The sequence below is a fragment of the Planctomyces sp. SH-PL62 genome, assembly GCF_001610895.1.
Taxonomy (GTDB): domain Bacteria; phylum Planctomycetota; class Planctomycetia; order Isosphaerales; family Isosphaeraceae; genus Paludisphaera.
The window spans coordinates 3921512-3946003 of sequence record NZ_CP011273.1 but is presented as its reverse complement, the minus strand read 5'-3'; the positions used below and the strand labels follow the sequence as shown (position 1 = coordinate 3946003).

Genomic DNA, 24492 nt, shown 5'->3' with positions numbered 1-24492 from the left:
TGACGCGACGGAGATCCCCCGTGACCAAGACGACGCCGCTTTCCTTGTCGCTCGCGCTCTGCCTGGCGTGGGCCTTCTCCGCGGCCGGAGCCGCCCAGGAACCGGCCGGCGAGATCCTCCGCCCGCCCCCCCCGGCCCGCGACGACCTCGAACTCGACGCCAACGCCGACGGCGTGCCCGACGGCTGGTACAACGCCCGCGACGCCGCGATCGAGACGACCGGCGGCGCGGCCGGCCCGCATTTCGTCCGCTTCGCCTGCGAACGTCGCGGCCGCCCCGCCCGGCTCAGCCGCGCCTTCGGCGTCGACGGCCGCAAGGTGGAGGCCATCGTCCTGGGCCTCTGGGTCCGCCTCAAGGACATCGAGTACGGCGAGCGCGTGGGCGAGGAGCCCAGCCTCCTGATCGACTTCCTGGGCGACGAGCTCAGGCAACTTTCCCGAGGGACGATGGGACCCTGGACCCGCTCGGTCGGCGACCGATGGACCCGCGTCGCCAAGCGGATCCCCGTCCCCCCCGGCACCCACGACGCCATCATGTCCGTCGGCCTGATGGGCGCGTCCGGTCGGCTCGACGTCGACGGACTGACCTTCGAGCTGATCCCCCGCCAGACCGTCGAGACGACGAATCTGGTGGTCAACGGCGACTTCGAGCTGGGCGACCCGTCGCCCTCCTACTGGACCGTCGACAACGACGCCGCCCGCATCTCGCCCGGTCGCGAATCGGACTCGGCGATCGAGCTGTCTCGCTCCGGAGCGAGGGTCCTGACCGGACTGGCCTTGCCGGTGGAGGGCTTCAACGGCCTGGAGCTGTCGCTGTACGCGCGGGGCCAGGGCCTTCGCGGCTCCGGTGGCGCCGGCGCGGTCTTCTACTACCTCGACGAGCAAGGCGAGCCCCTGGGGGGGCGTCGCGGCGGCGAGCCGGCGTTCCAGTGGTCCGGCTCGTTCGACTGGAGGGCCCAGCGCACGGTGGTCCCGGTCCCTCGCGGGGCGGTGCGGGCCGTCGTCCAGTTCGAGAAGTCCGACGGCGTCGGCTCGATCCGCATCGACGACGTCCGCATCGCCGCCGCGCCGAACCCGGAGCTCGGCTCCTGGAGCCCCTTCCAGACGGCCGACGATGTCATCGGCTGGCACCCGCACGAGCCCGCCGCGACGATCGCCGCCGGGTCGGCCCTGGACTTCTCGTTCCTGTCCCCCTCCCCGGCGGGCTCGAAGGGGAACGTGGTCGTGAAGGACGGTCGGCTGGCTTTCCAGAACGGCGGCCGGGCCCGATTCTTCGGCGTCCAGCTCCTGCCGCCGGCCGCCTTCCAGGAGGCCGACAAGGCCGACGAACTGGCCGACCGCCTGGCGCGATCGGGCGTCAACCTCGTCCGCCTCGGCGAGCTCGACACGCCCCTCGGCCCCGACCGGAGCCTCTTCGACGACGTCCGGGACGACACGCGGGAGTTCGATCCGGTGGCCCTGGAGAGGCTAGACCACCTGATCGCCGCCCTGGAGAAGCGGGGGATCTACGTCGCCCTGGAACTCCTGGGCGGGCGTCGGTTTCGAAGCGACGACGGCGTGAAGTCGGCCGGCCTGCTCCCCCCCGGCGGCGGGCCCGCGGCCGTGCTGGACCCGACCATCGGCAAGCTCAACGTGGACGCCTCGCTCGCGCTCCTGTCCCATCCCAACGCGGAAACCGGCCGGGCGCTCCGCGACTCCCCCGGCCTGGCCTGGGTGACGCTCGCGGGCGAGGCCTCGCTGTTCGACCTGATCGACCGCCCGGACTCGCTCCCCGCCTCGTACGGGGCGGAACTTCGGGCGCGGGCCGAGAAGACGCGGGGGCTCTCGGGCCGGCGGCTCTGGCATTCGATCGAGTCGGCCCATTACGCCGGCTGGGCGGATCAGCTTCGCAAGGCCGGTCTCAAGGCGCCCGTGGCCTCGGTGTCGCACTGGCGGCGGGAACCGGAGTTCGCGTCCTCGCTCGTCGCCACGGGCCTCGACCTGATCGACGACCGGCTATACTGGAACCCCTCGCCCTGGCTCGGTCCTGATTTCCGGTCTCAGCTTTGGAGCGGGGACGGCGGGCTCGTCGCCGGGGCCTCGCGCAAGCTGGCCGAAGGCCGGCCTTACGTGGTGGGCCAGTGGTGCCCGCAGACTCAGGGCGCCTGGGCCTTCCCCAACGAGGCGGCCGACCAGTTGCTGGCGTCGGCGACGGCCCTTCAGGAAGACTGGGACGCGCTGGTCCGCCGCGGCGTCTTCGTCCATCCCAAGGTCTGGGGCGACGGGCCCGTCGGGACCGCGGGGGGCGAGGATATCTTCCAGCTCCCCGAGGTGGCCAACGGGACCCCCCAGGTCTACGCCCTCTGGCCCCACGCCGCATCCATCCTGCTCCGAGGACGCGAGCCCGCGACCGGCCGCGAGACCGCGCCCGCCCGCAATGCGCCGCGCCGCAAGGCGCTCCCTCCGGGCTGGGACCCTTCCCAGGGCCGTCTGGTCGTCGACACGCCGTACACCCAGGGGATCGCCGGCTGGAACGGCGACGCCGGGGCGACGTTCCCGACCTTGAGCGTCGCGTCCGAGTCGCCGTTCGCGGTGGTCGTGGCCTCGTCGGTCGGGACCGAGCCGATCGAACGGGCCGGGCGGTTGCTCGTCACGACGATCGCCCGCGTCGAGCCGACCGGCTATCGCTGGGTCGATCCCTGGAAGCGCGAGGCCGCCGATCCGGGCCGCCCGCCGCTCCTCCAGGAGCCGGTCCGCGCCCGCGTCGAGTGGCGTCGCAAGGGGACGATCAAGGCCTTCGCCCTCGACGGCGCCGGGGCTCGCGTCAAGCCGGCGCAGGTCGAGACGCTCTCGGACGGCGAGGGAGTCGCGCTGATCGTCGACGGTCGGACGCCCACGATCCACTGGGAGCTGATCGCCGAATGAGGACCATCGTCACCGGAGGCGCGGGGTTCATCGGCTCGCATCTCGTCGACCGCCTGCTGGACGACGGCCATGAGGTCGTGGTGGTCGACGACTTCGACGCCTACTACCCCCGCGCCGTCAAGGAAGCCAACCTGGCCGGGGCCTCGGGCCGCCCGGGGTTCCGGCTCGTGGAGATGGACGTCCGCGACGCCGCCGCCGTGGACGCGCTGGTGCGGGAGGCCCGGCCCGACGCGATCGCCCATCTGGCGGCCCGCGCCGGGGTCCGGCCGAGTATCGCCGCGCCGGCCCTCTACACCGAGGTCAACGTGCTGGGGACCGTGAACTGGCTCTCGGCCGCCGCCGGGCTGGAGCCGCGGCCCCGGTTCGTCTACGCGTCGAGTTCGAGCGTCTATGGGGACCGCGACGAGGGGCCGTTCCGCGAGACCGACCCGGTCGAGCGTCCCGTCAGCCCCTACGCCGCGTCCAAGCGGGCCTGCGAGTTGATGGCCCACGTGTTCCACCATCTCCACGGCCTGCCGATCACCGGCCTGCGGTTCTTCACGGCCTACGGGCCCCGCAACCGTCCTGACCTGGCCGTATCGCTGTTCGCGGACCGGATCGAGCGGGGAGAGCCCGTCGTCATGTTCGGCGACGGATCCACCCGGCGCGACTACACGTACGTCGGCGACATCGTCGACGGCGTCGTCCGGGCGATCGACCGCTGCGCCGGGCTGAAGCTCTACAACCTGGGGAACTCCCACCCGGTCGAGCTTCGCGAGATGATCGAGACCCTGGCCGCCGCGCTGGGGAAGCCGGCGATCATCCGGCGCGCTCCCGAGCAGCCGGGCGACGTCCGACAGACGTTCGCCGACGTCTCCGCGGCCGTCCGGGAACTGGGCTACGCCCCGAACACGCCGCTCCGCGAGGGGCTCGACCGCTTCGTGGCCTGGCGCCGGGATCGGACGATCGGTCGCTGATTCGATCGACGACGACGGCCGCCCCCCATCGATCCGGGGGTCGGGCCGGAAACGACGAACCGCGTCAGGCGGCGTCCCGATCCGGGTGGCCTGACGCGGTCGTTCAACGACGAGCCTGATCGGAGCGACAGCTCAGATGAGGTCCTTGAGGGCCTTGAGCGGCTGGACCTTGACGACCTTGCTCGCGGGCTTGGCCTTGATCATGATCTGCTCCTTGGTCGCCGGGTTGAAGCCCGGGCGGGCCTTGGTGGCCGGCTTGTGGACGACCTTGATCTTCAGCAGGCCGGGGAGGACGAACAGCCCGGGGCCCTTCTTGCCGATCTCCTTCTCGATCAGCTCGGACATCGCCTCGAAAACCCCGGCGATATCCTTCTTGCTCAGGTTCGTCTTCGCGGCGAGAGCGGTGAAGATCTCGGTCTTGGTCGCGGGCTTCGCGGCCGGCTTGGCAGCAGCCTTCGCGGCCGGGGCCGGGGCCGGGGCCGCCTTGGGTTCCGCGGCCTTGGGAGCGGCTTTCTTGGCCATGGGAGAATCACCCTTTTGCAGAAAGATCGACGCCTAACGTCTGGCGAGCCGGTCGAATCCTCCCTCCCCATTGAAGAGTGGTCGTCGTGGCTCCTGCCGATCGTTTTCGACGATTATGCCGCAAACCTCCAGAGAAAATCAGGGCCGACTCCCGAAAATCCAGGGTTTTCGAGGTTTTCTCGCCCTCGACTCGTCGTTCGCACGACTTTCCGGCCGATTCCACGGGCCCGAAGGCCCCAGGCTCAGACCGCCAGGCCGCGGCGGAGGGGCTCGAAATCCATGAGGAACGTCCCCGTGGCCGACACCATGTCGACCATGAACCCCTCTCTCGCGTAGGCCTCGGCACTTCGGGACGCCTGCCCGAAGTCCGCGAAAGCCTGACGCACCAGGCGCGAGCCGTCGCTGATCCGCAACACGATGGTCGGACTCTGGGATCGCGCGTCGTTCATGTTCACCTTCCTCAACCAACGAGCCGCATACCAGGGATGTCCCTCGATGCGGCCACCGCCACCCGGCTCGTCAATGCTCACGAACCGGGGACCCGAAGCGGCGATCCCCCCCGCCGGTCGGGGAGGGCGGAACTTCGCCTCCTGATCTACGCGAAATAGGGCGAGTTGTGCCGGCGAAAGTCTCATGTTTCCCGAATTCGACGCCATGTCGCGCCAATACGTCATTAGAGGCTCCGACAGGGACGTTTCTGACCTCCCAGACGCCTCGGATCGTCATTCCTGGGAAGACGAACGATCTGGGGGGCTTTAAAGACGAGGAGCCACAGGCTTGTGCGGAGGAGTGAAACCATGCACGCCGTGAGGCTTCACACGCCGCTTGTAGACGACGTTTCCGCTCGTCGCATACAGAACGTCGAAATCCGGCCCGCCGAACGTCACGGCGTCGGCGGCACCCCCGGGGGTGGGGATGACCACGTTGACACGACCCGCCTGGTCGCAGACCTGGACGCCCAGAGTCGTGGCCGCATAGAGCCGGCCGTCGCGATCGACGCAGAGGCCGGAGGTCCCGGCGTCGCGGGCGTCGTCCGGGAGATGGAGATGGTAGTACTTCTGGCCGAACTGGAGCGAAAGGTCGGGCTGGACCTGGAAGCTATAGACCCATCGACTCGTCGCGTCCGCGATGTAGAGCAGCGATTCATCGGGCGAGAGTACGAGGCTCTCGGCCCCCGCGATCCCCGTATTTGAGATCACCGCCGCGCCTTCGGGCGTCCGGGCCTCGATCCGGCGTCCGCCGGTCGGCGACTCGTCGGCGCTGGGGAGGAGCTGAAACCGCGCGCCGTCATTCCGCGTGATCCGGCCCGCGAGCGCGTCCACGATCGCTTCGGGACGATCGGCGACGGGCTCGACCCGGCCGTCGGCCCCGATCCGGCTGATCCGCGAAGCGGCGGCGTCGCTGACGTAGACGTCGCCTGAGGGGTCCACGGCGATCGAGGCCGCATCCACGCCCTCGGCCGCGACCGTCCAGCCCTCGCCGCCGATCACGACCTCCTGGAGCTTGTCAGAGCGCGAGCCGGCCTGGACGGCGGCAGGCCAGCCCTTCCAGAGCCATCGCATCGCCTCGGGGAAGATCTCCGTCGCGTGCTTGGAACTGTGGCCGCCGTCGCCCCAGACGTGGGCGACTTCATAGCCCGCGTAGGTCAGCGCCCGCTCCATCTCCTGGTTGGCCATCCACCAGTCGCCGCCGTAGATGTTCAGGTCGTTGGAGCCGTCCTCCAGGAAGACGCGGAGGGGCTTCGGCTCGTACTTGCGGATCAGGGTCGGGTAGTCGTTGCCGCCGCGAAGGCCGACGTAAGTGCCGATGGCGCTGAAGACCCGGCGGAAGGACTCGGGGCGCTCCCAGGCGGCGGTGAACGCGCAGACGGCCCCGCTGCTCGAACCGCCGATCGCCCGGTCGTTCCCGTCCTTCGAGAGGCGGATCGGCCGGCCGTCGGCCGCCTGCCGCTTCTCGACGTCCGGCAGCAGCTCATCGGTCAGGAAGCGGGCGTAGGCGTCGCCGAGGCCGTCGTATTCCAGGCTGCGGTTGAAGCGGTCGAGAGCCCCGTCGGACGGAGCCTTGACCCGGCCGTGCATCACGAAGACCCCGATGAGGACGGGGATCTCCCCCTTCGCGATCAGGTCGTCGAACACCGCCGGGGCGTCGTACTGGAGCCCGTCCTGGCAGACGAACAGGCAGGCGGGCTTCGACGGATCGTACTGCTTGGGGATGTAGATCCAGTAGTCGCGGGTGGTGCCCGGGAAGATCGAGGAGGCGGCGAACTCGTGCTTCTGCACTTCCCCCCTGGGGACCTCGTCGGCCGACGCCGCGCCGGACGCGATGACGCCGAGCAGCAGGGTCCATGAAGCAAGATGGAGACGAGTCGATCGGCGTCGCATCATCGGGCGCATTCCTGAGGTGGGAGAAGGCTCGGGAGCGTGGAGGATCTCCACCGGCCTTGAATCAGGATCGAGGCCGAGGGGAACGGCCGATGATTCTAGCCCGGCCAACCGCCGGGTGAAAGGGTGGGCCTTGAGAGGGGGCCCAAATCGGAAAGAGGAAAAACGAGGCGGGAGAGGCGGCAAATGGGCGCACCAGGATTCGAACCTGGGACCTTACCCTTATCAGGGGTACGCTCTAGCCAACTGAGCTATGCGCCCTTTGCTTGGGACAGGAGTTACTCTACCCGAAAGCGGCGGCGAGTCAACCACCTAGTCCCCGATCGGCCACGATATCCTTCGGCCTGGGCGCGAAACAACCCGTCCGGCGCGCCTTGGGGGCTCGCCGGACGGGTCGAGGGGGGCCCGTCGTCTCGTTCAGGCCGTCATCCGATCAAGCCGTCGTCCGGCTCAGTTGATGAAGGCGTCCTGGCTGACCGGCTGCTGCTTGAAGGGGACCGGGAGCTTGCTGCCGGCCGGGGTGAGGATCTTGGCGTAGACGGTGCCGTCGATCGAGTTGTTGATGAACCGGACGGAGCCGTCGCAGAAGGCGAAGTTGCTGCCGTTGGGGTGGCCGCTGGTCACGAAGGGGAAGGTCCCCTTGATCGTCAGGGCCTGGCCGTAGCCGATGTTCTCATAGTTGCCGACCCGGTTGGCGGCCGCCCACAGGGTGGAGTCGGTGGCGTTGGTGCCGTCGGCCAGGCTGGTGTTGCAGGCTCCGGCGGCGCCGCAGATGTCGTCCGAGCCCATGAACAGGGCGAAGGTCGGCCAGGGGGCGGCCCAGTTGGTCTCGACCATGCCGGAGTAGGCCGTACCGGTCGAGTAGCCCACCAGGGTGCTCTCGCCGATGAGAACGGTCGAGCCCGAGCCGTCGACGATGCTCGCGGTGGTGGTCTTCGTCCCGCCCCAGCCGGGGTTGCGGCCGTTGATGGCGCCGGGGATGGCCGTCGGGGTGTCGGTGGCGATCCCGGAGTTGTTGTTGTAGATCGAGTTGATGAACATGACGCCGAGCTTCTGGTTGACGCCCTGTGCCAGGGCGCCGGCCGAATCCCACTTCAGGAGCGTGGACTGGCTGCCGCCGGCCGAGTCGCCGTCCATCGTGAACCCCTTCCACTGGAGGGGGGCGGCCGCGAACCGGGCGAACCCGCCGTTGGCGGCGTAGCTCAGGTTGCCCTCGTTGGGGGTGAAGTTGGCGTCGTCCGGGCATCGCAGGATGGCGAGCGCGGTCCTGGAGATGAGGCCGTTCGGCGTCGAGGTGCCGGGGGCGGTCGTCGCCAGGTAGTTCAGCTCATGGGTCCAGTTGTTCGCCAGGTCGGCCTGGTCGAGGTCCTGGAGGATCTCGACCACCCAGCTCTTCGCGGCGCGGGGGGCGACGGTCGTGGCGCCCGAGGCCTGGGCCTGGTAGAGCACCGACGTGAGCGCGTCCGTCGCGGTGGCCGGCGGGGCCTCGAAGAAGGTGCCGGCCGGCGGGTAGGCGCCCTTGCGGATGGCGAAGTTGTTGAGCGCCAGTCCGATGTTCTTGAGGTTGTTCTGGCACTGGGCGCGGCGGGCGGCCTCGCGGGCCGACTGGATGGCCGGCAGCAGCAGACCGACCAGGACGCCGATGATGCTGATGACGACCAGCAGCTCGATCAGCGTGAAACCTTGGCGACGACGACGGGGCTTCATGAAGGCGGTCCTTTCAGTAGACGGAGAGAACGAGACTACCGGAATCGTATCGAGACATCGACCCCTAACACAATACGTTCGGCCGTCTCGCCTGTGACGAGAACCGGCCCCCGGGCCGGGCTTTACTCGATGGTCCGACGATACACCACGGCGGGCCGGAACGCGCCCACGGACTCGGGGTCGAACCCCGTGAGCTTGAGCCGATCCACCACGAAGAAGCTGCGATAACGGGTGTTCTCGGCGGTCGACGCCCCGATCTCCGGGCCCAGCACGTCGAAGGCCGCCTGCGGGTACGCACTGCCGATCATGGCGATGTCCCCTTCGCGCTTGACCTCGAAGAAGCCGACCGTGATCCAGACCGCGTACTGGTGCGTCCGCACCGTCGTCAGGTTCAGCACCCGCTGCATCAGCTCGCTGCGGAAGTAGGGGTGCTGGGTCAGGTTGGGGTTGGCACCGCCGCGGCCGTGGTCGACGTTGTCGTACGTCGCCGGCGTGTTCGTATCGGGGATGAACAGGTTGATCGCGCCGTCGTTGATGTTCCTCGCCAGGTTGTCGGACGCCATGAGGATCGGCGGCATGGCGCCGATCGCCGGGTTGCCGGCCCCGACCGGGCTGAGGCGGTTGATGTAGGGGCTGCCCAGGACGCTGGCGTTGCTCATCGAGGTGCCGGTGAATGCGTCCGGCAGCTGGAAGAGGCGTCGCGTCGGGATCGGCGGCGGCAGGACCGTCGCGGCGGCGGTGCTGATCGGGCCGACGAGTCGATCGAAGCCGGGGAACCTGAGCAGGCTGCGGAAGCCGGGATCGAACGACACCCAGGGGTTCGCCGAATCGAAGACGGGGTCGGTGTAGCCCGAGGGCGGCAGCGCCGCGGGCCGCATAGGCGTGGCCCCGATGTCGGGGTACGACAGCGAGCGGAAGGGCCGCTCGGCCGGGATCTGGGTCAGGAACGTGGCGTTGAAGGGGGCGGCCGGCGTGGGGGGCGTGGGGAGCGAGATCGCCATGTTCTGCCCGGTGGCCCCTTCGCCGAAGCCGAAAAGGAAGCCCGACCCGCCGTGCCGCGTCCAGAGGAACTGGGCGAACGCGGCCTTCATCCGGTTCTGGAGCGAAGTCGAGTCCGGCTCGGGAGCGACCGTCCCGACGTTCTGCATCGGGTAGGCGTAGGCCGGCGAGCCGTCGGCGGTGATCGCCGACACGATGATCGGGGTCGTCGGGTGGCCGGTCGTCAGCGGGCCCGACCAGAGTCCCCCCGTGAACCCGGAGTAGGCCGGCGAGAAATCGGAGGGGAGCGGCAGCATGTAGGGATTCATCAACCGCTGCTGGAACGTGGGGGGCGAGCCCGACATGTCCTGCTTGCCGAGGAGGGCGAGGAACGCCTCCTCGTCGATGATCAGGTTCAGGTTCATGAGGCCGGCCTTGAGGTCCTGGCGGGCCCAGTCGAAGTTCGTCCCCTGGGCGACCGAGCCGATGGCGCCGGCCATCTGGCTGGGGACCTCGAAGAACTCGAACATCTTGAACCAGCCGTCGCCGGCGTAGCCGCCGACGGTCGCCGCGGCGGTCGGCGAGGTGTAGAGCGTATCCGTGATCCCCGACGCCCCGGCCGCCGTGTAGAAGAACTTGTCGACCAGGTAGGGATACGTGTGGGGCTCGACGGGGCTGCTCGCGCCTCGATACAGGAGCAGTTGGGCCAGTTGATCGCTGGCGCAGGGCGAGCCCGCCCCGGTCACCAGGATAGGCCTGACGAGCCCCGAGCGGGTGGTGGCGAGGGTGCCGGCCGCCGCCGCCTTGAAGCCGGATTCATTGGACGCGGTGGGGGCGAACTCCGCGAAGTGCTTGGTGAACATCCCGGGGCCGACGCCCGGCACGAGGGTCAGCTCGAAGGGGCTGGTGAAGTCGCGGTCGTGGAACGGGAAAAAGTCCCAGTACTCGGCCGGATTCGCGCCGGCGATCGTGCCGTCGTTCGGGAGCCCCAGGGTGTGGTAGATCGTCCCCCTGGAGACCTGGGGGCCCAGCGAGCCGTCCTGCTGGGTCGTACCCGTGCCGTAGTTGATCATCCCCCCCAGGGTCGTGATCGGGGCGGCGATCTGCTCGGTGTAGCCGTAGCGGGGGTCGATGTTGCCGGTCGTCGCGCCGATCACCGGGACGGCCTGGCCGCCGCGATACGGCTGCATCCGCTGATACGAATAGATGTCGTTGTCCCCCTTGGCGCTGACGAGGTCCACGCGGTTGGGGTCGGTCGTCGGATTGGGGGTGGAGTCGGTCCGAACGGTGCCGCCGGCGTCGATGTACGGGAACCGCATGCTGTCCACGACGATCATCGGGTTGTTGGCCGAGACCGGGGCCATCGGGTTGGCGGGACGTCGCAGGCAGACCCAGTAGTAGGTCGCCTGGCCCGCGATCCGAGTGATCTTGGGCGGGATCACCGTGACGGGCGCCCCGGTGATCGTCTTCGGAAGGACTCCGGCCGGCAAGGTGAGCGTGGGCGCGGCGGTCGGGTTCACCGGGTCGTAGGCGGTGGCCAGCGTGAAGAGGTTGGCGGTGCCGGGGAGATTCGCCGCGACCGGCTTGGTCTCGCTGTCGGCCTCGGTACCGGTCCCGGGGAAGGCGTTGGCGATCGTCGCGATGTACTTGGGGTCGGTCGCCGACCCGAAGAAGTCGGCGGCCGAGCCCCCCTTCTGGCGCGGCAGGGGGTTGAGGACGGCGTCGGCCGCCGGGGTGAACGCGGCCCGGCTCAGGGGCGTCAGGCTGTGGACCACGGCGCCCGGCTGGAGCTGGCCGCTGAACGGCTCGGGGCGGCTGCCGGGGAGGTCCTCGGTGAAGATCAGGTCCCAGCAGGCCCCGTCGTAGGGGGCGGCGGCGGTTGAATTGAAGCCGCTGAGGTTGACCTGGCTGGCGTTGTTGAAGGGGTCGCCCGGATACCGAGGAAGGCGCTCGCCGGTTTCGGGCCGGGTCAGCGTGTTCACCAGTTCCACGAAAAATCGGCCGGTGTTCACGCCCGGGCCGACGCCCTCCTTGCGGGCGTACGAATAGGCGAGGACCTCGTTGATCGCGATCGGGTTGAACTCCATCCCGAACTGCTCAAGGGGGACCGCGCCGCTCGGGTTGGTGAACGAGAGGACGGGGAGCGCGTTGACGGGCGTCATCCGGCCGACGGGGACGAGGAAGACGTCCGGGTTGACCCAGCGGGTCATGGTGCAGTCGGGGTCGCGGAAGTCGACCAGGTTGACGAGGTACTGCCCGAGCTGCGCCAGCTCCTCGGGCGTGTCGACGGCCCGCGGCGGCAGCACGGTCTTCATCAACTGGTAGGCGTCGGTGATCCACTTGCGGCGGATCGGCTCGTTGGGGTCGTTCGAGACCGGCAGCGGCATGTTCAGGTTGATCTTCCGCCCGCGCTGGGCCAGGGCCGGCGTGGAGGTCGTCGCCGAGATGTTCGCCATGTTGGCGTTGGCCCCGGAGGCGAACCGGCTGTTCGACGGGAAGAGGGGGTTGTTCAAGGCGTCGACGGGGTTGTCGTTGGCCCAGGCGTAGGCGTTGCTCTCCCACGACTCGATCGCGTAGAGCCGCCGCCGACGCAGGCCGTCCTGGTCGTTCAGGAAGCTGATCGGGGCCAGGGAGGCGAGCCGGCTCCCCAGCGAGGCGCCGTCGGCGTCCTGGCGGCGGTAGAGCCATTCCAGGTCCGCGTGGCTGAACGGCGAGTCGAGGTTCGGGTTCGGGTTGTAGAGGTTCAGCTCGTCGGCCTCGTTCAGGCCGTCGGACCGGCTGTTGACGGTGACGGAGATCGGGGTCCCGGTTTCGTCGACGTCGTTATAGGTGTACTGGAGCCCCGAGTTGATCTCGCCGTTGTAGGTCGGCATCTTCGTCGGCGCGCCGATCGCCAGCGGGGGCGTGGCGGTCGAGTCCTGGTAGGCCAGGATGCCGCCGGCACGCTGGGGGGCGCCGCGGGCGTTCGGGTTCAGGAACGACTCGTAGCCGTGGAGGATGTTGTTGTTATGCGCGAGCCTGTTCGTGACGTTCGCACTGCTGGGCATGGCGTTCGGGTAGGTGTCGCCGCTCGCCCACGGGTACAGGATCTGGCCGTTGGCGGGGTCGATCAGCCCCGGCAGGCCGGGGGGGCGATAGTAGCCGCGGTACTCGACGCGTCCCCAGTAGTCAGCCCCGCTCCTCGCGCCGCCGCGGGAGTTCCAGCGGCTCACCGAGCCCGAGCCGTTCAGGTCGACCGGCGTCAGGAAGCGGCGCATCCGCTCGACGGGGAGCAGCAGGGCGCCGGCGGGGTCGTAGAAGTCCGCGTCGTTGATTTCGCCGACGCGGGGGGGAGTGATCGACGCGGTCGGATACACGTCGAACGAGTTGAAGTCGTCGTCGGCCGCGTCGGCCGGCACGCCGCCGCCGCCGAAATAGTCGTAGATGCTGATCGAGTAGCCCGGACGGACCTCGTTGCTGTAGTTCGTGCCCAGGGGGGTGTATTGACCGCCGGGGACCGATTCAGGCTCGCCCCAGCGGCCGGCCACCGGGTTGGTCTTGCGGACGACCGGGGCGGTCGGCGGCGTGTTTCCGGCGGAGTCCACGTCCCCCACGTCGGTGATGCCGTTGGGCATCGAAGTGTAGATCGGAATGGTTTGCGCGGTGTCCTGCCAGCCCATCTGGACAAGGTTGACATCGCCGTTGACCTGACCCGTCATGTCGGGTTTCTTCGGGTCAGCCTGGGGCCGGGTGCCGGCCAGGATGTTCCGGAGCTGGGTCAATCGGACGTCGAGAGTCGAGGAATCGGCCTGCCCGTAGCCGGGGTAGAGCGCGTTCTGCAGGCCGTACGTCGGGTCGATCTCGCTGACCGAGTTGCCGAGGTGGGAGGCGTGGGTGGCGTTGGACTCCTCGCCGGTCCCTCGTCCCGCCAGGTTGCCGGCGGTGTTGAGCGGGATCCGGCCGTTGAGGCCGACGACCATGAAGGCGAAGAGGGGCTTGTACAGGGTCCCCTGGGCGTTGCGGCGGGCGGGGTAGCCGAGGTCCACCCAGACCGAGTCCGAGACCCCGTCGCCGTCGTTGTCGACGTCGAAGGTGATCTGGCCGGTGGTCGCGTCGGGGATCAGATCGGGGAACGCCACGGGGTCGTGGCCGTCGGCCTGTCGGGGGCGGAGGAGCCGTGAGATCTTTTCGCGACGGACGACCGCGGTGTCGGCGGGGAGGTCTTCCCAATCGTTGAGGACGCCCGGCTCGTAGCGGAGGTTGGCCGGACGGTGGAACGACGGGATGATGACCTGGCCGTCCGCGCTTTGCATGGCCAGGAACCAGTTCTCCAGGTCGACGGCGTCGTAGTCCTCGTCCATCCCCACGGCCCCGGGCATGTCCAGGTTGTACCGGAAGTTGGCGTACTTCGCCTTCGTGGACTTGCCGGGGCCGTTGAAGGCGTGGAGCCAGCGGCCGTCGAGGATGAACCGGAACTGGGTGGAGAACGTGGCGTTCAGGTTCGGCACGAGCCGGCTCGCCGGGGTGACCGTGTTGGTCCCCGTCGGGAACGTCGTCGAGATGTTGTTGAGATTCCTCAGATTCGTGCTCACGTCCGTCGGCGCGATCACGACCGTCAGCTGGCGGGGGTTCGTCGAGCCCGCGACGAAGCCGCCGTCGCCGACCACCTCGAAGGTCTGGTTGATCGCGCCGGTGACGCCGGTGGGGGGCGGGCTCCCCACGTAGCCGACCCGGATCGTCCACCGCAGGAAGTTGTACCCGTAGAACAGCGGGTCGCCTTCGGGGATGTTCGTGTTCAGGATGTACTGGCCGGGCAGCGCCCCCGCCACGATCCGGGTGACGTAGAAGAACGAGTTGTTGCCGGGGGCCGTCCGGGCGCCGTCGGGGCGGGCGTCGAGATAGCCGTTCTTGCCGGCGTCGTTGCCGAACATATCGCGGGCCAGGCTGTGACCCCGGATGGCCGAGCGGACGTCGTTGGTGTCGCTGATCAGCTGCGACAGGGCGAACTCCATGAGCTGCTCGCTCTGGGGCTGGATCTTCGACTGGGCGAAGCTCCGGCTGGCGATCCGCGACTGCCCGGTGAACGTGGCGAACGTCACGCCGATCACCGCCATCAGCCCCAGCACGCCGAGGACGAGGATCAGGATGACCCCCCGCCGCTCGCGACGTCGATTCCGATACGCACTGGTCGTCATGGTCGTCCCCCTGCTTCCTCGTCTCGTCTCGTGTCGTCGGCGTCCGTCGCCCCGCCCGGCCTGGTTTCGACGCCGTCGGGCGTCCGCGCGTTCCGAATTTCTTCGTCGTCGTCAGAGCTTATCCGTGAAATCCTGACGAATCGTGAGAACCTTGATGCGTTGATTGGTCGGGTCGGTCACCCGGATCTGGATCTGGACCCCCCGCAGCGGAGCCGGGTACGGCGGCGGATACGAGGGGTAGATCGGCGGCGTGAACGGCGGGCCGTACGGGAACCCGTCGCTCCGCACGCCGGTCGCCGGCGCCTTGCTGTAGGTCGTCGACCAGGAGTCCCAGACCCGCCGCAGCCGGGCCACGCCGGGCGAGTCGTCGCCGATGTTGCCGTCGTAGTTCGGGTAGACGGCGGCGTCGTAGGTGCCCGCGGCGGCGGCCCCGTACTGGGCGTCGAACCGCCAGTCGTTCACCAGCGGCGGCATCCGGCCCTCGTGGGCGAACGTCTGCTCCACCGCGTTGTACGCCGAGCCCTTGATGAAGGCGTAGGCGATGGGGCTGGTGAAGATCGGGAACGCGCGGCGGACGGCGTCGATGTTGCCCCGGAGATAGGGGAGTATGTTGTTGGTTCCTAGATACTTAAATTCCCCGATGCTGGTGGCCCCTTCGACCGCCCGCGCGCCGGGGAGTCGATTCGGGCCGTCCGTGACCCGCCAGTCGTCGCCCCAGCCGAGGTCGGCGTAGTCGGCCAGGGCCGGGTCGAACGCCTTGATGTCGAAGCTGCGGACGTTGGTCAGGATCAGGTCGTCCTCCCAGCTGTAGCCCGCCCACAGGGGGTCCGTCGGGTCCCCGCTGAAGAAACCGGTGTCCGAGCCCGTGCCGTCGGTGTAGGGCTGAGCCTTGCGCCCGCCGCGCCAGTCGGCCGTCAGGGGGGGCAGGAGCGTCGCGCGGCGGGCGGACGACCGGTCGACGTGGCCGAAAGCGACCTCGGAGGCGGGATCGAGCGGCGCGAGGCCGTTGGGGAACGCATGGCCGACGGCCGGTTGATTGATCCGGAAGGTCGGGTCGTTCCACTCCGGCGCCAGGGTCTCGCGCCACGTCGGGAACTGCCAGAGCGACTGAAGGTTCTGCCAGTTGCCTCTGGAAGTGTTCGGCGCCGGGAGGTTGTCGCCGAGGTCCAGCGGGTTGTGGTTCAGATATCTCAGATAGTTGACCGGATCGAGGTCGAACTGGTAGATCGGAGGCGACGCCCCGACGCCGGTGGTGGCGAAGGGGGCGGGCGCGTGGATCCAGCCGAAGGCGTAATTGTTCAGGGCCTGGGCCTGCGAATAGGCGCCCCGGAAGACGAACGGGAACCCCAGGCTGGCGCGCCGGGGGAACAGGTTGCCGTTGCCGGTGATCGCGTTGCTCGGGTCCTGGACGTTCCAGAGCCCCCGCGTCGTCACGCCTCCGGCGATCGAATCGTCGATGACGTTCGGATAGAGCGTGGGGTACCAGTCCGGCACGTTGTCGCCGTTGGCGTCGTCGGGGATGCCGTCCGGCCCGGCCGCGCCGTTGGCGAGGATGAAGTCGTCGGAGAACCGCGGCATGGCGAAGCGGTTGTGGCGGTCGGTTAGGTCGGCGAGCGTGTTCAGGACCACGGAGTTGTTGGCGCCGGTGTCGGACGCCAGGCCCCGGGCCGCAGGCCGGGCCGAGAGGTCGTTCACCCCCTGCCAGCTCACCTTCAGGGCCCCCAGGGGATTGGGGAAGAAGCCCCAGGCGAACGTCGGCGCGCCGCCCGGCGACATGGGGAAATAGCCCAGGTTGGTGTTCGCGACCGTGGTGTCCGAGTAGCTGTTCACGATCCTCGACTGCAACTCCGGGGCGACCAGCAGCACGCGGCGGTAGAGGTTGCCGTTGCGGAGGAAGTAGATGATCTCCGCATACTCGCTGGTGACCGTGACAGGTTGGGACTCCTTGCGCGCATCGACGGACAGCAGATCCGAATACATCGGCACCGACGCGCCCGTCCCGTCCAGCACGTTGGCCGGCTTGGTCCACATGCGGCCGGTGAAGGGGCGGCCGGCGGGGGCCTTAGCGGTGAATCGGATGTAGTCGTCGACGTCCTCGCCGTCGTTGTCGGCGTACTCGTTCTCGCCGTATTCGAGGTAGCCCCGATTGTCCTTCGGGTCGTTCGGGGGAGTGAGCTTGGCGGTGACCCCGGCGAGGTCGGAGCGGAGCGTGGAGTCGACCCGCCGCAGGTCGTCGTCGAGCCGCTGGTAGACCTGCGCGGCGTTCATGGAGCCGGTCGCCGCCTGGAAGATCTGGACGACGAGCGCCATCATGAGCAGGAGCACGGCCAGCGTGACCAGCATCTCGACGAGCGTCACGCCTCGTCGGCGGCGGCGGAGTTTCGTGTTCATGCGGCGGTAGAGCTTCACGACTGGGCCCCTGCACGGGAAGGCCCGCCCGGCCCCGAAAGGGACGGCGCGGCGGGCGGGGAGCGGGTCGAACGATCGCGGCGATGCGACGGCCGAGCCCCGCGCGACGGGACTCGATCGAGGTCACGTCAGTTCATTAATGGATGACGATGGTCTGGGGGATCACGTTGACGACGTGGGGCGCGATCAGGGCCGCGTTCACGACCGCCGGCTCGCCGGACGACTGGACCAGCGGCGTCCGGGCGCGTAGCGTCGAGTTGACCTGCACCACCATGCTGCGATAGGCGGCGCCGAGCTGCGCGTCCGTCACGGCCGGCGAGTGCTTGACGACCTGATACCAGAACGCCCGCTGCGCCGGCATGTTGTCCCACTTGCCGCCGTTGAGCGGGTTGGGGACGCCCACGAATCGGCCGCCGCCGGAGCTCGGGTCGAAGGCGACGAGTTGCTGGCGCTCATAGGTCACGTCGCAGATCCAGTCCCCGTTCTTGACGACCGGGTCGGCCATCGCGGCAGGCCAGCGCAGGAGCACCGTGCGGTCGGACGCCGTGCCGTAGCCGACGGTGTTGCCGGCGACGACGCTCACCTTCGTGCTGTAGCCGTACACGGCCTCCACGACCGTCTCGTCGGCCGGCTTGTAGACGTCGGTGGTGCCGTCGAGGGGGCTCTTCATCAACTCCAGGTCGAACGAGCGGTTCTCGTAGATCACCAGGTCGCCGTCGAAGGTCGCCGCGTTGCTGGAGCTGGTCAACCGGCCGGTGAACAGCCAGGAGAACCGCCAGTCGTTCACGGATTCGCCATTGCCGCTGATCGTCCGGTCGGGGAGGACCGGGCTCTTGTTCGTCGGATTGTTGATCTCGTTCCAGACCACGTCCTCGGGCGAGACGAAGATCGACGGGATGGTGTTCGTCGTCTGCATGAAGTAGATGGGGTAGGCGACGCCGCCGCTGGTGTAGCTGCTCTTGACCCGGCCGTTGAAGTTCGTGAGCCGCTGGAGCCCGTGGGCGCTGGGGGCCCCGCCGCCCGGGTCGTCGCGGATGAAGCCGATCCCCGAACCGAAGCGGCCCTCGGACACGCTGCCCAGGCCGGCGGCGTCGTGGGGATACATGGTCATCTTGTATCGCCAGAGCGGGTCGTAGGCGAACGGGAGCCCGGAGCTGCCGCGCACGTGGAAAATCGGGTTGGTCGTGTCGAGCCCGACCAGGTCGGTCGGGGCGACGCCGGTGTAGACGTCGCCTCCGTAGGACGCGGCGTCTTGCAGCAGGGGGTTGAACAGGCCGTCGGGCGTCCTCGGGTTCACCTGGCAGGGATACCACGACGCGCCGCTCGCATAGATGTTCAGCAAGTCGGCGTAGACGAACGAATCGGCGCTGACGAGGTTCCGCGCGGCCATGTCGGCGGCGGCCGACTCGAACAGGAGCGCCGAGCGCGACTGCCGCTGGGCCTCGCGCAGACGCATGATGCCGATCGGGAACAGGGTCGCGATCGAGATCAGGCCGACCCCGAGGATCATGATCCCGATCAGGACTTCCGTCAGCGTGATGCCGGAACGGCCCGGCCGGTCGGAGTGGTCGCCGGGTCGGATCATGGCGTGTCTCCCTGTTCGCCGAGCTGCGGAGCGTGGTAGGGCCGTTCCACCGTGGTCACGTCGAACACGGGGCGGTCGGTCGTCATGAGGTTCCCGGTCCGGGTGAACAGCGTCAGCAGCCGCATCTCCCCCTTCAGGTACGGGAGCGTGGGATTCGCGTCCACCAACGCGTCGTAGGCGTTGGGAGAGGCCCCGAAGTTCTGGCCCAGCGGCATCGGCAAGAGAAAGTCCCTCCCCGAGATCAACGGCACGGCGGTCACGTTGGGCGCCGTCCCCGTCGTCTGCACCTCCGCCAGGTCGCTCCGCTCCGCCAGCCAGATGTGATAGAACGACGAGGCCATCCCGAACGACGCGGGGCTCGAATACTGGGTCGACGGCACCACCCGGCCGCTGGGGTCGAGCAGGATGTCCACGTTCCCGGAGTAGGGATCGACCGGCAGCCGCGACCGCTCGGCCGTCAGGAACGACGTGGTCAAGTCCACCACCACGTTCGACGGCAGCACCGTCTCCCGCGCCCCCGGCGACGGCACCGGCCGACGGATGATCGTGTAGGGGACGCCGTTGAACGCTTGGCCCACCACGCTCGGGCTAGCGGTCATGAAAGCGGCCGGCCATTTTTCCGCCTCCGACCATTCGCCGAGGTCGTCGATGCCGTTGATCAGGTTGTTGTCGAGCCCGTCGTAGCCATTGTCGATGTACCCGTCCTTGTCATCGTCCTCACCGTTGACGACGAAGAGGAACTCGGGGTAATACTTCGACCCGCTGACCGGATGGTTGAACCAGAGCGCCGGTGCCGCCGGATCCACGTTGACGAACTTCTCCGGGTTGTCGAAGTCCATCGGGCCGACGACGGTGAAGAACGGCCCGGTATTGTTGACCTGGATCTTGTCCCCCTTGCGGACGTTCCAGAACCACGAAGTCGGCGATTCGAGGGGGTAGAGCGGATTCCCCGAGCTGTCGTAGACCGTCCGAAACCTCGACTGGATGATCATCAACAGCCGGCCGGAGTCATAGACCGCGGCACTGGGCAGGCCCCCCGGCCCCGTCAGGGAGGGAGCGTTGTCGAACTGGAGGTTGAAGGCCCTCGTTGTGGTGTTCAGGAAGACCTTCCCCTCCGAGTATCCCGGCGGCTGCTCGATTGGGATGAACCGATTCGAGGCCAGGGTGCGGAAGGGGTTGATCTGCCCTCGAAGGAGTGGATTGGGCTCGTTCGGATCGATCCCGTTATAGGTCGAATCGGGGAGGAAGCGGATGCCGTGGGGCGTGTTCGTCCGCAGGGCGGCGTCGCGGGCGGCGATCAGGCCCCCCTGGACGATCCGGGCCGACTCGCTGACCTGGCGGTGGCTGATCGCCGGGATGACCACGGGCAAGGCCACGGCGGCGATGATGCCGACGATCAGCAGCACGACCAGCAGTTCCACCAGGGTGAAGCCGCGAAGCGGGCGTCCGGCGGATCGCGGCGGCGTAAGGCGCTTCATGGTCTCAGCCTCCCGATCCGACGAGGTTGACGTTGTGGTTGGTGACGTCGTCCTGGCCGGCGTCCCAGAGCTCGAACGACTTCGGGTTGCCCAGCATCTCGAACTTCGCCGCCGGGATCACGCCGCTCGGCGTGAGTCCGACCTCGTTCGGGTCGAATGGCATGGCGTTGTTCTCGAACGAGATCAGGCCGGCGACGGCCGTGTCGATCGTCCCCAGCGACAAGGGATTGGGGAACATCGCCACCCCCGGCCGCTGGTCGGGCCCCCCCGAGAGGATCAACGGCTTGCTGAAGAAGGCCCGCCGGTAGCCCAGGCCGGTGTAGCCGCCCCGATCCCAGTATTTCGCCGCGTCGGTGGACGCCGTGGTGTATTGCATCGGCTCGGTAAGTCGGTGGAAGTAGGTCTCGAAGGCGACCACCCCGCCGCTGGAATTGATCGGGGTCCCCGGTCCGGCGGCGAAGGGGGAGACGTTCTCCGACTCCAGCCACCAATCGGGCGCCATGAGGGTCTGGTTGGGGTCGAGCGGGTTCTGCTCGCGGGCCTGGTAGATCGAGTCGTACGGGCGGAGCAGTCGGAGCGGGGCGGCCGCGTCGGTCAGGTCGGGGCCGATGTTCTGCCCGCGCTGGGTGTCGGAGTGGTAGAGCATGGGCCAGCGGAAGAACTGGAGCGGCTTGCCCCAGGCGTCGACGAACTCGGGGAGCCCGTCGTTGTCGGTGTCGCGGACCTCGCGGTCGCTGAAGTCGTCGGCGTTGAAGATCGAGCCCAGGGGCCCCTGCCCCTCGACCAGCAACGCGTAGAGCATCTCCGACCGCGCCGTCTCGTGCGTGTGCTGACCAAGCCGGGCGAGGACGTCGGCCTCGTTCGTGCCGTCGACCCCCTCGCTCCACTCGTCGATCAGCCCGTTGTTGTTGTTGTCGACCATGTCGTAGCCGGCCGGCAGATAGCCGAGGTTCTTGTAGATCCCCGCCGCCACCGAATACGAGGCGCCGTAGATCCCCCGGCCGGTCAGCCCGAGCTGGGGGTTCGACGAGTAGAAGATGCCGGTGCTGATGTTGCCGTCGCCGTAACCGGTGGCCCAGTTCGTCACGGCGTCGACGCCGCGAGGCCCCTGCACCGCGTGCCCCAGCGGGAGGACGTAATTCCCCTGGGCGTTGATGGCGGTCCCCGGGAACGGCTGGGCGGCGAAGTTGATCGGGTAGTCCTGGCTTCCGGGCGTGCCCGAGAGCCCGTGCTGGATGACGAAGACGTCGGGCATCTCGCTCTTGAGATAGTCGGCCACGGCGAATGCCAGGGCCCGCCCGGTGGTGCGGACCTTGGTGTCGGGATAGCCGGTGGGCAAGAGCGCGGGGGGGGTCATGTAAGGGGCGCCGTCGGCCTCGTTGCCGCCCCCCGTGGGGTAGACCCCCGCCAGGTAGCCGTGGGTGAAGTTGGGGTCGGGGCGGAGCTGCATGAGGGCGTCGAGCCGGTCGTTGAGGCCCGACTCCAGCTTGAGGATCAGGGCCTGGGTGGCCCGGACCTCGGCCTGGCGGATGCCGTCGCGAGAGGCGATCAGGATGAGCGTGACGATGATCCCGATGATCGTCATCACGACGATCAGCTCGATCAGCGTGAACCCGCGCCTCGGGGGGGCGCCCCGGGGGTCGAGGATCGTGTTTCGGGGAGAGGTCGTCATGTTCGCATCCATCTCCGGCCTTCGCGTCCGGCCCGGGACGGCCCCGGGCCCGTGGGAATCTCGCGTTCGTGGGGGCCGCCGATCAGTCGAGCCGACCGCCGTGGAAGTTGGTCAGGTTGTCCTTCTCGCGGAGGCGGACGTTCAGGTCCGCCGAGACCGTGGTCGCCGCGTCGAACGGCAGCACGCCGGTCGTGGCGTTCGGCTTGTACTGGCCGCCGGGCCCGAACTGCCCGTCCACGCCCGACGAGATGAGCTGGTAGGTCTGGGGGTTGATGTAGCCCACGGCCGCCGCGTTCGTCGTCGTGTTGGTGTACGGGTTCGGCGAGGGGGAGACGGCGATGTTGGTCGTCGTCGCGCTGGCCGCCGTCCGGACCGGGAACCGCACGTTGATCCGGGAGAGGATCGGGGCCGCGGGGAGGCTGCCGTCCAGCTCGGTCGGGAAGTTGACGTCGTTGGGGTCGTAGGCGTTGTTGCCGTAGGCGCTGAAGTAGGCGATGAAGTTGATCTGGTCGGCCCCCAGCGAGTTGCCCAGGCTGTCCATGTAGCCGGGGAAGAGGACGGCGGCGGTCGGGTCCTGGACCTGGAGGCGGTCGGCGGCAAACTCGAACAGCGGCGTCTCGCGGTTGTTGCTGAAGAACGTGGGGGCGGCGACCGGGGTGGTCGGGGGGACGCTGGGCGTGAACGGATTGGCCGGGTTCTTCGCGAAGCCGGTCATGGCGTAGGTGCCGTCGCCCATGGCCTGCGGCAGCCCGCCGAGGAAGAAGACCAGGGCCTGATGCCCCTGGAGGATGTAGGGGGTCGTCTCGAACACGCCGTTGCCGTTGAAGTCGTACCACTGCTTGTCGGTCGCCGTCCAGACGGCCCCCGAGGTGCTGAACGTAACCTTGGGGAAGCACTTCCTCAGGTACATCAGCGAACGCTGGGCGAGCTGGCCGCGGGTCATGTCGGCCTGGGGGGCGGCGCCCGCGAGGGCGGTGGTGTCGCTGGTCTGGAAGTAGCCGTTCTCGTAGAGGATCACCCGGCTGGGGGGATAGTCGCCGTACTTCGACTTGAAGGCGGCGAGGGCCTGGTCGAGCTGCTTGAGGTTGGTCGAGGCGGCGGTGTTCTTGGCCGTGCGGACCGCGCCGTTGATCGCCGGCAGGAGCAGGGCGATCAGGATCGAGAGGATGACGAAGACGACCAGCAGCTCCACCAGCGTGAAGCCGCGCCGGTCGGGGCCGGTCGGGGTGCGTCGGCGGGTCGAGGGGCGAGTCATCGGTCCGGGCCTCCGAGGAGCCGGGGCGAGGGCCGAAGGGGCCGTCGCGGCGGGTCCGTTCTCACGTATCGAAGTACGACGTTTCTCGAAATTTTCAAGCGTCGGGCCGGATCCGCCCGGCCCGACGACGCGGCCTTCGAGGGGGGCGGACAGGGCCGCCCCCCGCCGGCCCGGCCTCAGCCCGAGAGCTTGGTGATAAGCGTGATCAGGGGGAGGAACAGGGCGATGACGATGAAGCCGACGATGCCGCCGAGGACGACGATCATGATCGGCTCCAGGAGGCTGACGAGCGACTCGACGGCCACCTCGACCTCTTCGTCGTAGTTGTCGGCGATCTTGTTGAGCATGGTGTCCAGGTCCCCCGTCTCCTCGCCGACGTCGATCATGTTGACGACGATGTCGTCGACGATCCGGGCCTCGCGGAGCGGCTGGGCGATGGTCTCGCCCTCGCGGATGCTCTCGTAGATCCGCGTGAAGGCCCGTTCGAAGACGGCGTTGCCGGCCGTCTCGCGGACGATCGAGAGGGCTTCCAGGATCGGCACGCCGGACTGGACGAGCGTCCCCAGGGTCCGCATGGTCCGGGCCACGGTCGACTTCTCGGCGATCGTCCCCATGACCGGGATCATGAGGAGGATGCGGTCGCAGATGTACGCGCCGGTCTTGTTGCGGTACATGAGCTTGATGAACATCCAGAAGAACAGCGGCGCCAGGAACACGATGTAGAAGTACTTGATCAGGAAGTGGCTGGCCTCGATCAGCACCTTGGTCATGTTCGGCAGGGGGACGCCGAAGTCGTTGAAGATGGCCTCGAACTTGGGGATGATGAAGTAGAGGATGAAGCCGACGATCACGCAGGCGACGAAGATGACGACGATCGGGTAGACCATCGCCCCCTTGATCTTCCGCTTGAGCGACTGGGCCTTCTCCTTGAAGTCGGCGAGCCGCTGGAGGATGGCTTCCAGGGCGCCGCCGGCCTCGCCCGCCTTGATCATGTTGCAGTAGAGACGGTCGAAGGCCTTGGGATGCTTGGCGAACGCCTCGGAGAGGGTCTGGCCGCTCTCGATGTCCTCGACGACGTCCGCCAGGGCGTTCTTGAGGACGCCGGGCTTGCACTGGCCTTCCAGGATCTTGAGGCTGCGGAGGATCGGCAGGCCGGCGTCCTGCAGCGTCGAGAGCTGCCGGGTGAACGTGCAGAGCTGCTTGGTCGAGATCCGGCCGATCGTGAACGACTTCTTCTTGCGCCGGCCCCCCTTCTTGGCGGTCGCCGCGCGGCGGGTCTTCTTGGCCTTCTCGGAGATCTTGGTGACGAAGAAGCCCTTCTGACGGATGAGCTGCTGGGCTTCTTCCTGGGTGGCGGCGTCGATGGCGTCCTTCACCTCGCGCCCGGTGTGGTCCATCGCTTCGTACTGGAACGTCGGCATCGGCTTTCTCCTGCCGCGGGCGTTGGTGCGTGGTTCTTCCGGATCGCGGGG

Annotated in this window: 13 protein-coding genes and 1 tRNA gene; 2 read left to right on the top strand and 12 right to left on the bottom strand. The window is 68.4% G+C overall.

What is annotated here, in order from left to right; translation table 11 throughout:
* Window positions 1-20 precede the first annotated feature (20 nt).
* Complete coding sequence (locus VT85_RS15325; protein WP_068416926.1) at window positions 21-2903, top strand: hypothetical protein; 2883 nt, start codon at window positions 21-23, stop codon at window positions 2901-2903.
* On the top strand, window positions 2900-3859 hold the full coding sequence (locus VT85_RS15320) for an SDR family NAD(P)-dependent oxidoreductase (protein WP_068416923.1): 960 nt from the start codon (window positions 2900-2902) through the stop codon (window positions 3857-3859). Before VT85_RS15325 ends, VT85_RS15320 begins: the two co-directional genes overlap by 4 nt.
* A 132-nt stretch (window positions 3860-3991) precedes the next feature.
* On the opposite strand, the gene VT85_RS15315 is transcribed toward VT85_RS15320, so the two are convergent.
* The 12 genes from VT85_RS15315 to VT85_RS15260 all read right to left on the bottom strand — a co-directional run bounded on the left by VT85_RS15315 (window position 3992) and on the right by VT85_RS15260 (window position 24441).
* Window positions 3992-4381 (bottom strand): HU family DNA-binding protein, encoded by a 390-nt coding sequence (locus tag VT85_RS15315; protein WP_068416920.1) that lies wholly within the window; start codon window positions 4379-4381, stop codon window positions 3992-3994.
* Window positions 4382-4623: 242 nt separating this feature from the next.
* Entirely contained in the window at window positions 4624-4830 is a 207-nt protein-coding gene (locus VT85_RS15310; protein WP_068416917.1) for a hypothetical protein, read from the bottom strand.
* Window positions 4831-5136: 306 nt separating this feature from the next.
* Window positions 5137-6765 carry an SMP-30/gluconolactonase/LRE family protein gene (locus VT85_RS15305; protein WP_231871384.1) on the bottom strand — a complete coding sequence of 543 codons (1629 nt, stop codon included), beginning with the start codon at window positions 6763-6765 and terminating at the stop codon, window positions 5137-5139.
* 184 nt (window positions 6766-6949) lie between these two features.
* Window positions 6950-7023, bottom strand: a tRNA-Ile gene (locus tag VT85_RS15300).
* Window positions 7024-7212: 189 nt separating this feature from the next.
* Window positions 7213-8469, bottom strand: a complete 1257-nt coding sequence (locus tag VT85_RS15295; RefSeq protein ID WP_068416914.1) for a DUF1559 domain-containing protein — start codon at window positions 8467-8469, stop codon at window positions 7213-7215.
* Between the two features lie 122 nt (window positions 8470-8591).
* The gene (locus VT85_RS15290) at window positions 8592-14621 is read right to left on the bottom strand and encodes a hypothetical protein (RefSeq protein ID WP_068416910.1); all 6030 of its coding nucleotides are present in this window, start codon (window positions 14619-14621) and stop codon (window positions 8592-8594) included.
* A 111-nt stretch (window positions 14622-14732) separates the two neighbouring features.
* Window positions 14733-17030 carry a type II secretion system protein J gene (locus VT85_RS15285; protein ID WP_197490745.1) on the bottom strand — a complete coding sequence of 766 codons (2298 nt, stop codon included), beginning with the start codon at window positions 17028-17030 and terminating at the stop codon, window positions 14733-14735.
* Window positions 17031-17166: 136 nt separating this feature from the next.
* Window positions 17167-18615, bottom strand: coding sequence for a hypothetical protein (locus VT85_RS15280; RefSeq protein WP_068416903.1), 1449 nt, complete (start codon window positions 18613-18615; stop codon window positions 17167-17169).
* A complete protein-coding gene (locus tag VT85_RS15275; RefSeq protein WP_068416900.1) occupies window positions 18612-20093 on the bottom strand; it encodes a prepilin-type N-terminal cleavage/methylation domain-containing protein in 1482 nt (493 codons plus the stop codon). The genes VT85_RS15280 and VT85_RS15275 overlap by 4 nt, the downstream gene beginning before the upstream one ends.
* Before the next feature lie 4 nt (window positions 20094-20097).
* Window positions 20098-21765 carry a type II secretion system protein gene (locus VT85_RS15270; RefSeq protein ID WP_197490743.1) on the bottom strand — a complete coding sequence of 556 codons (1668 nt, stop codon included), beginning with the start codon at window positions 21763-21765 and terminating at the stop codon, window positions 20098-20100.
* A gap of 82 nt (window positions 21766-21847) precedes the next feature.
* Window positions 21848-23020, bottom strand: a complete 1173-nt coding sequence (locus tag VT85_RS15265; protein WP_068416896.1) for a type II secretion system protein — start codon at window positions 23018-23020, stop codon at window positions 21848-21850.
* A 176-nt stretch (window positions 23021-23196) separates the two neighbouring features.
* Entirely contained in the window at window positions 23197-24441 is a 1245-nt protein-coding gene (locus VT85_RS15260) for a type II secretion system F family protein (RefSeq protein WP_068416892.1), read from the bottom strand.
* Between the last annotated feature and the right edge of the window lie 51 nt (window positions 24442-24492).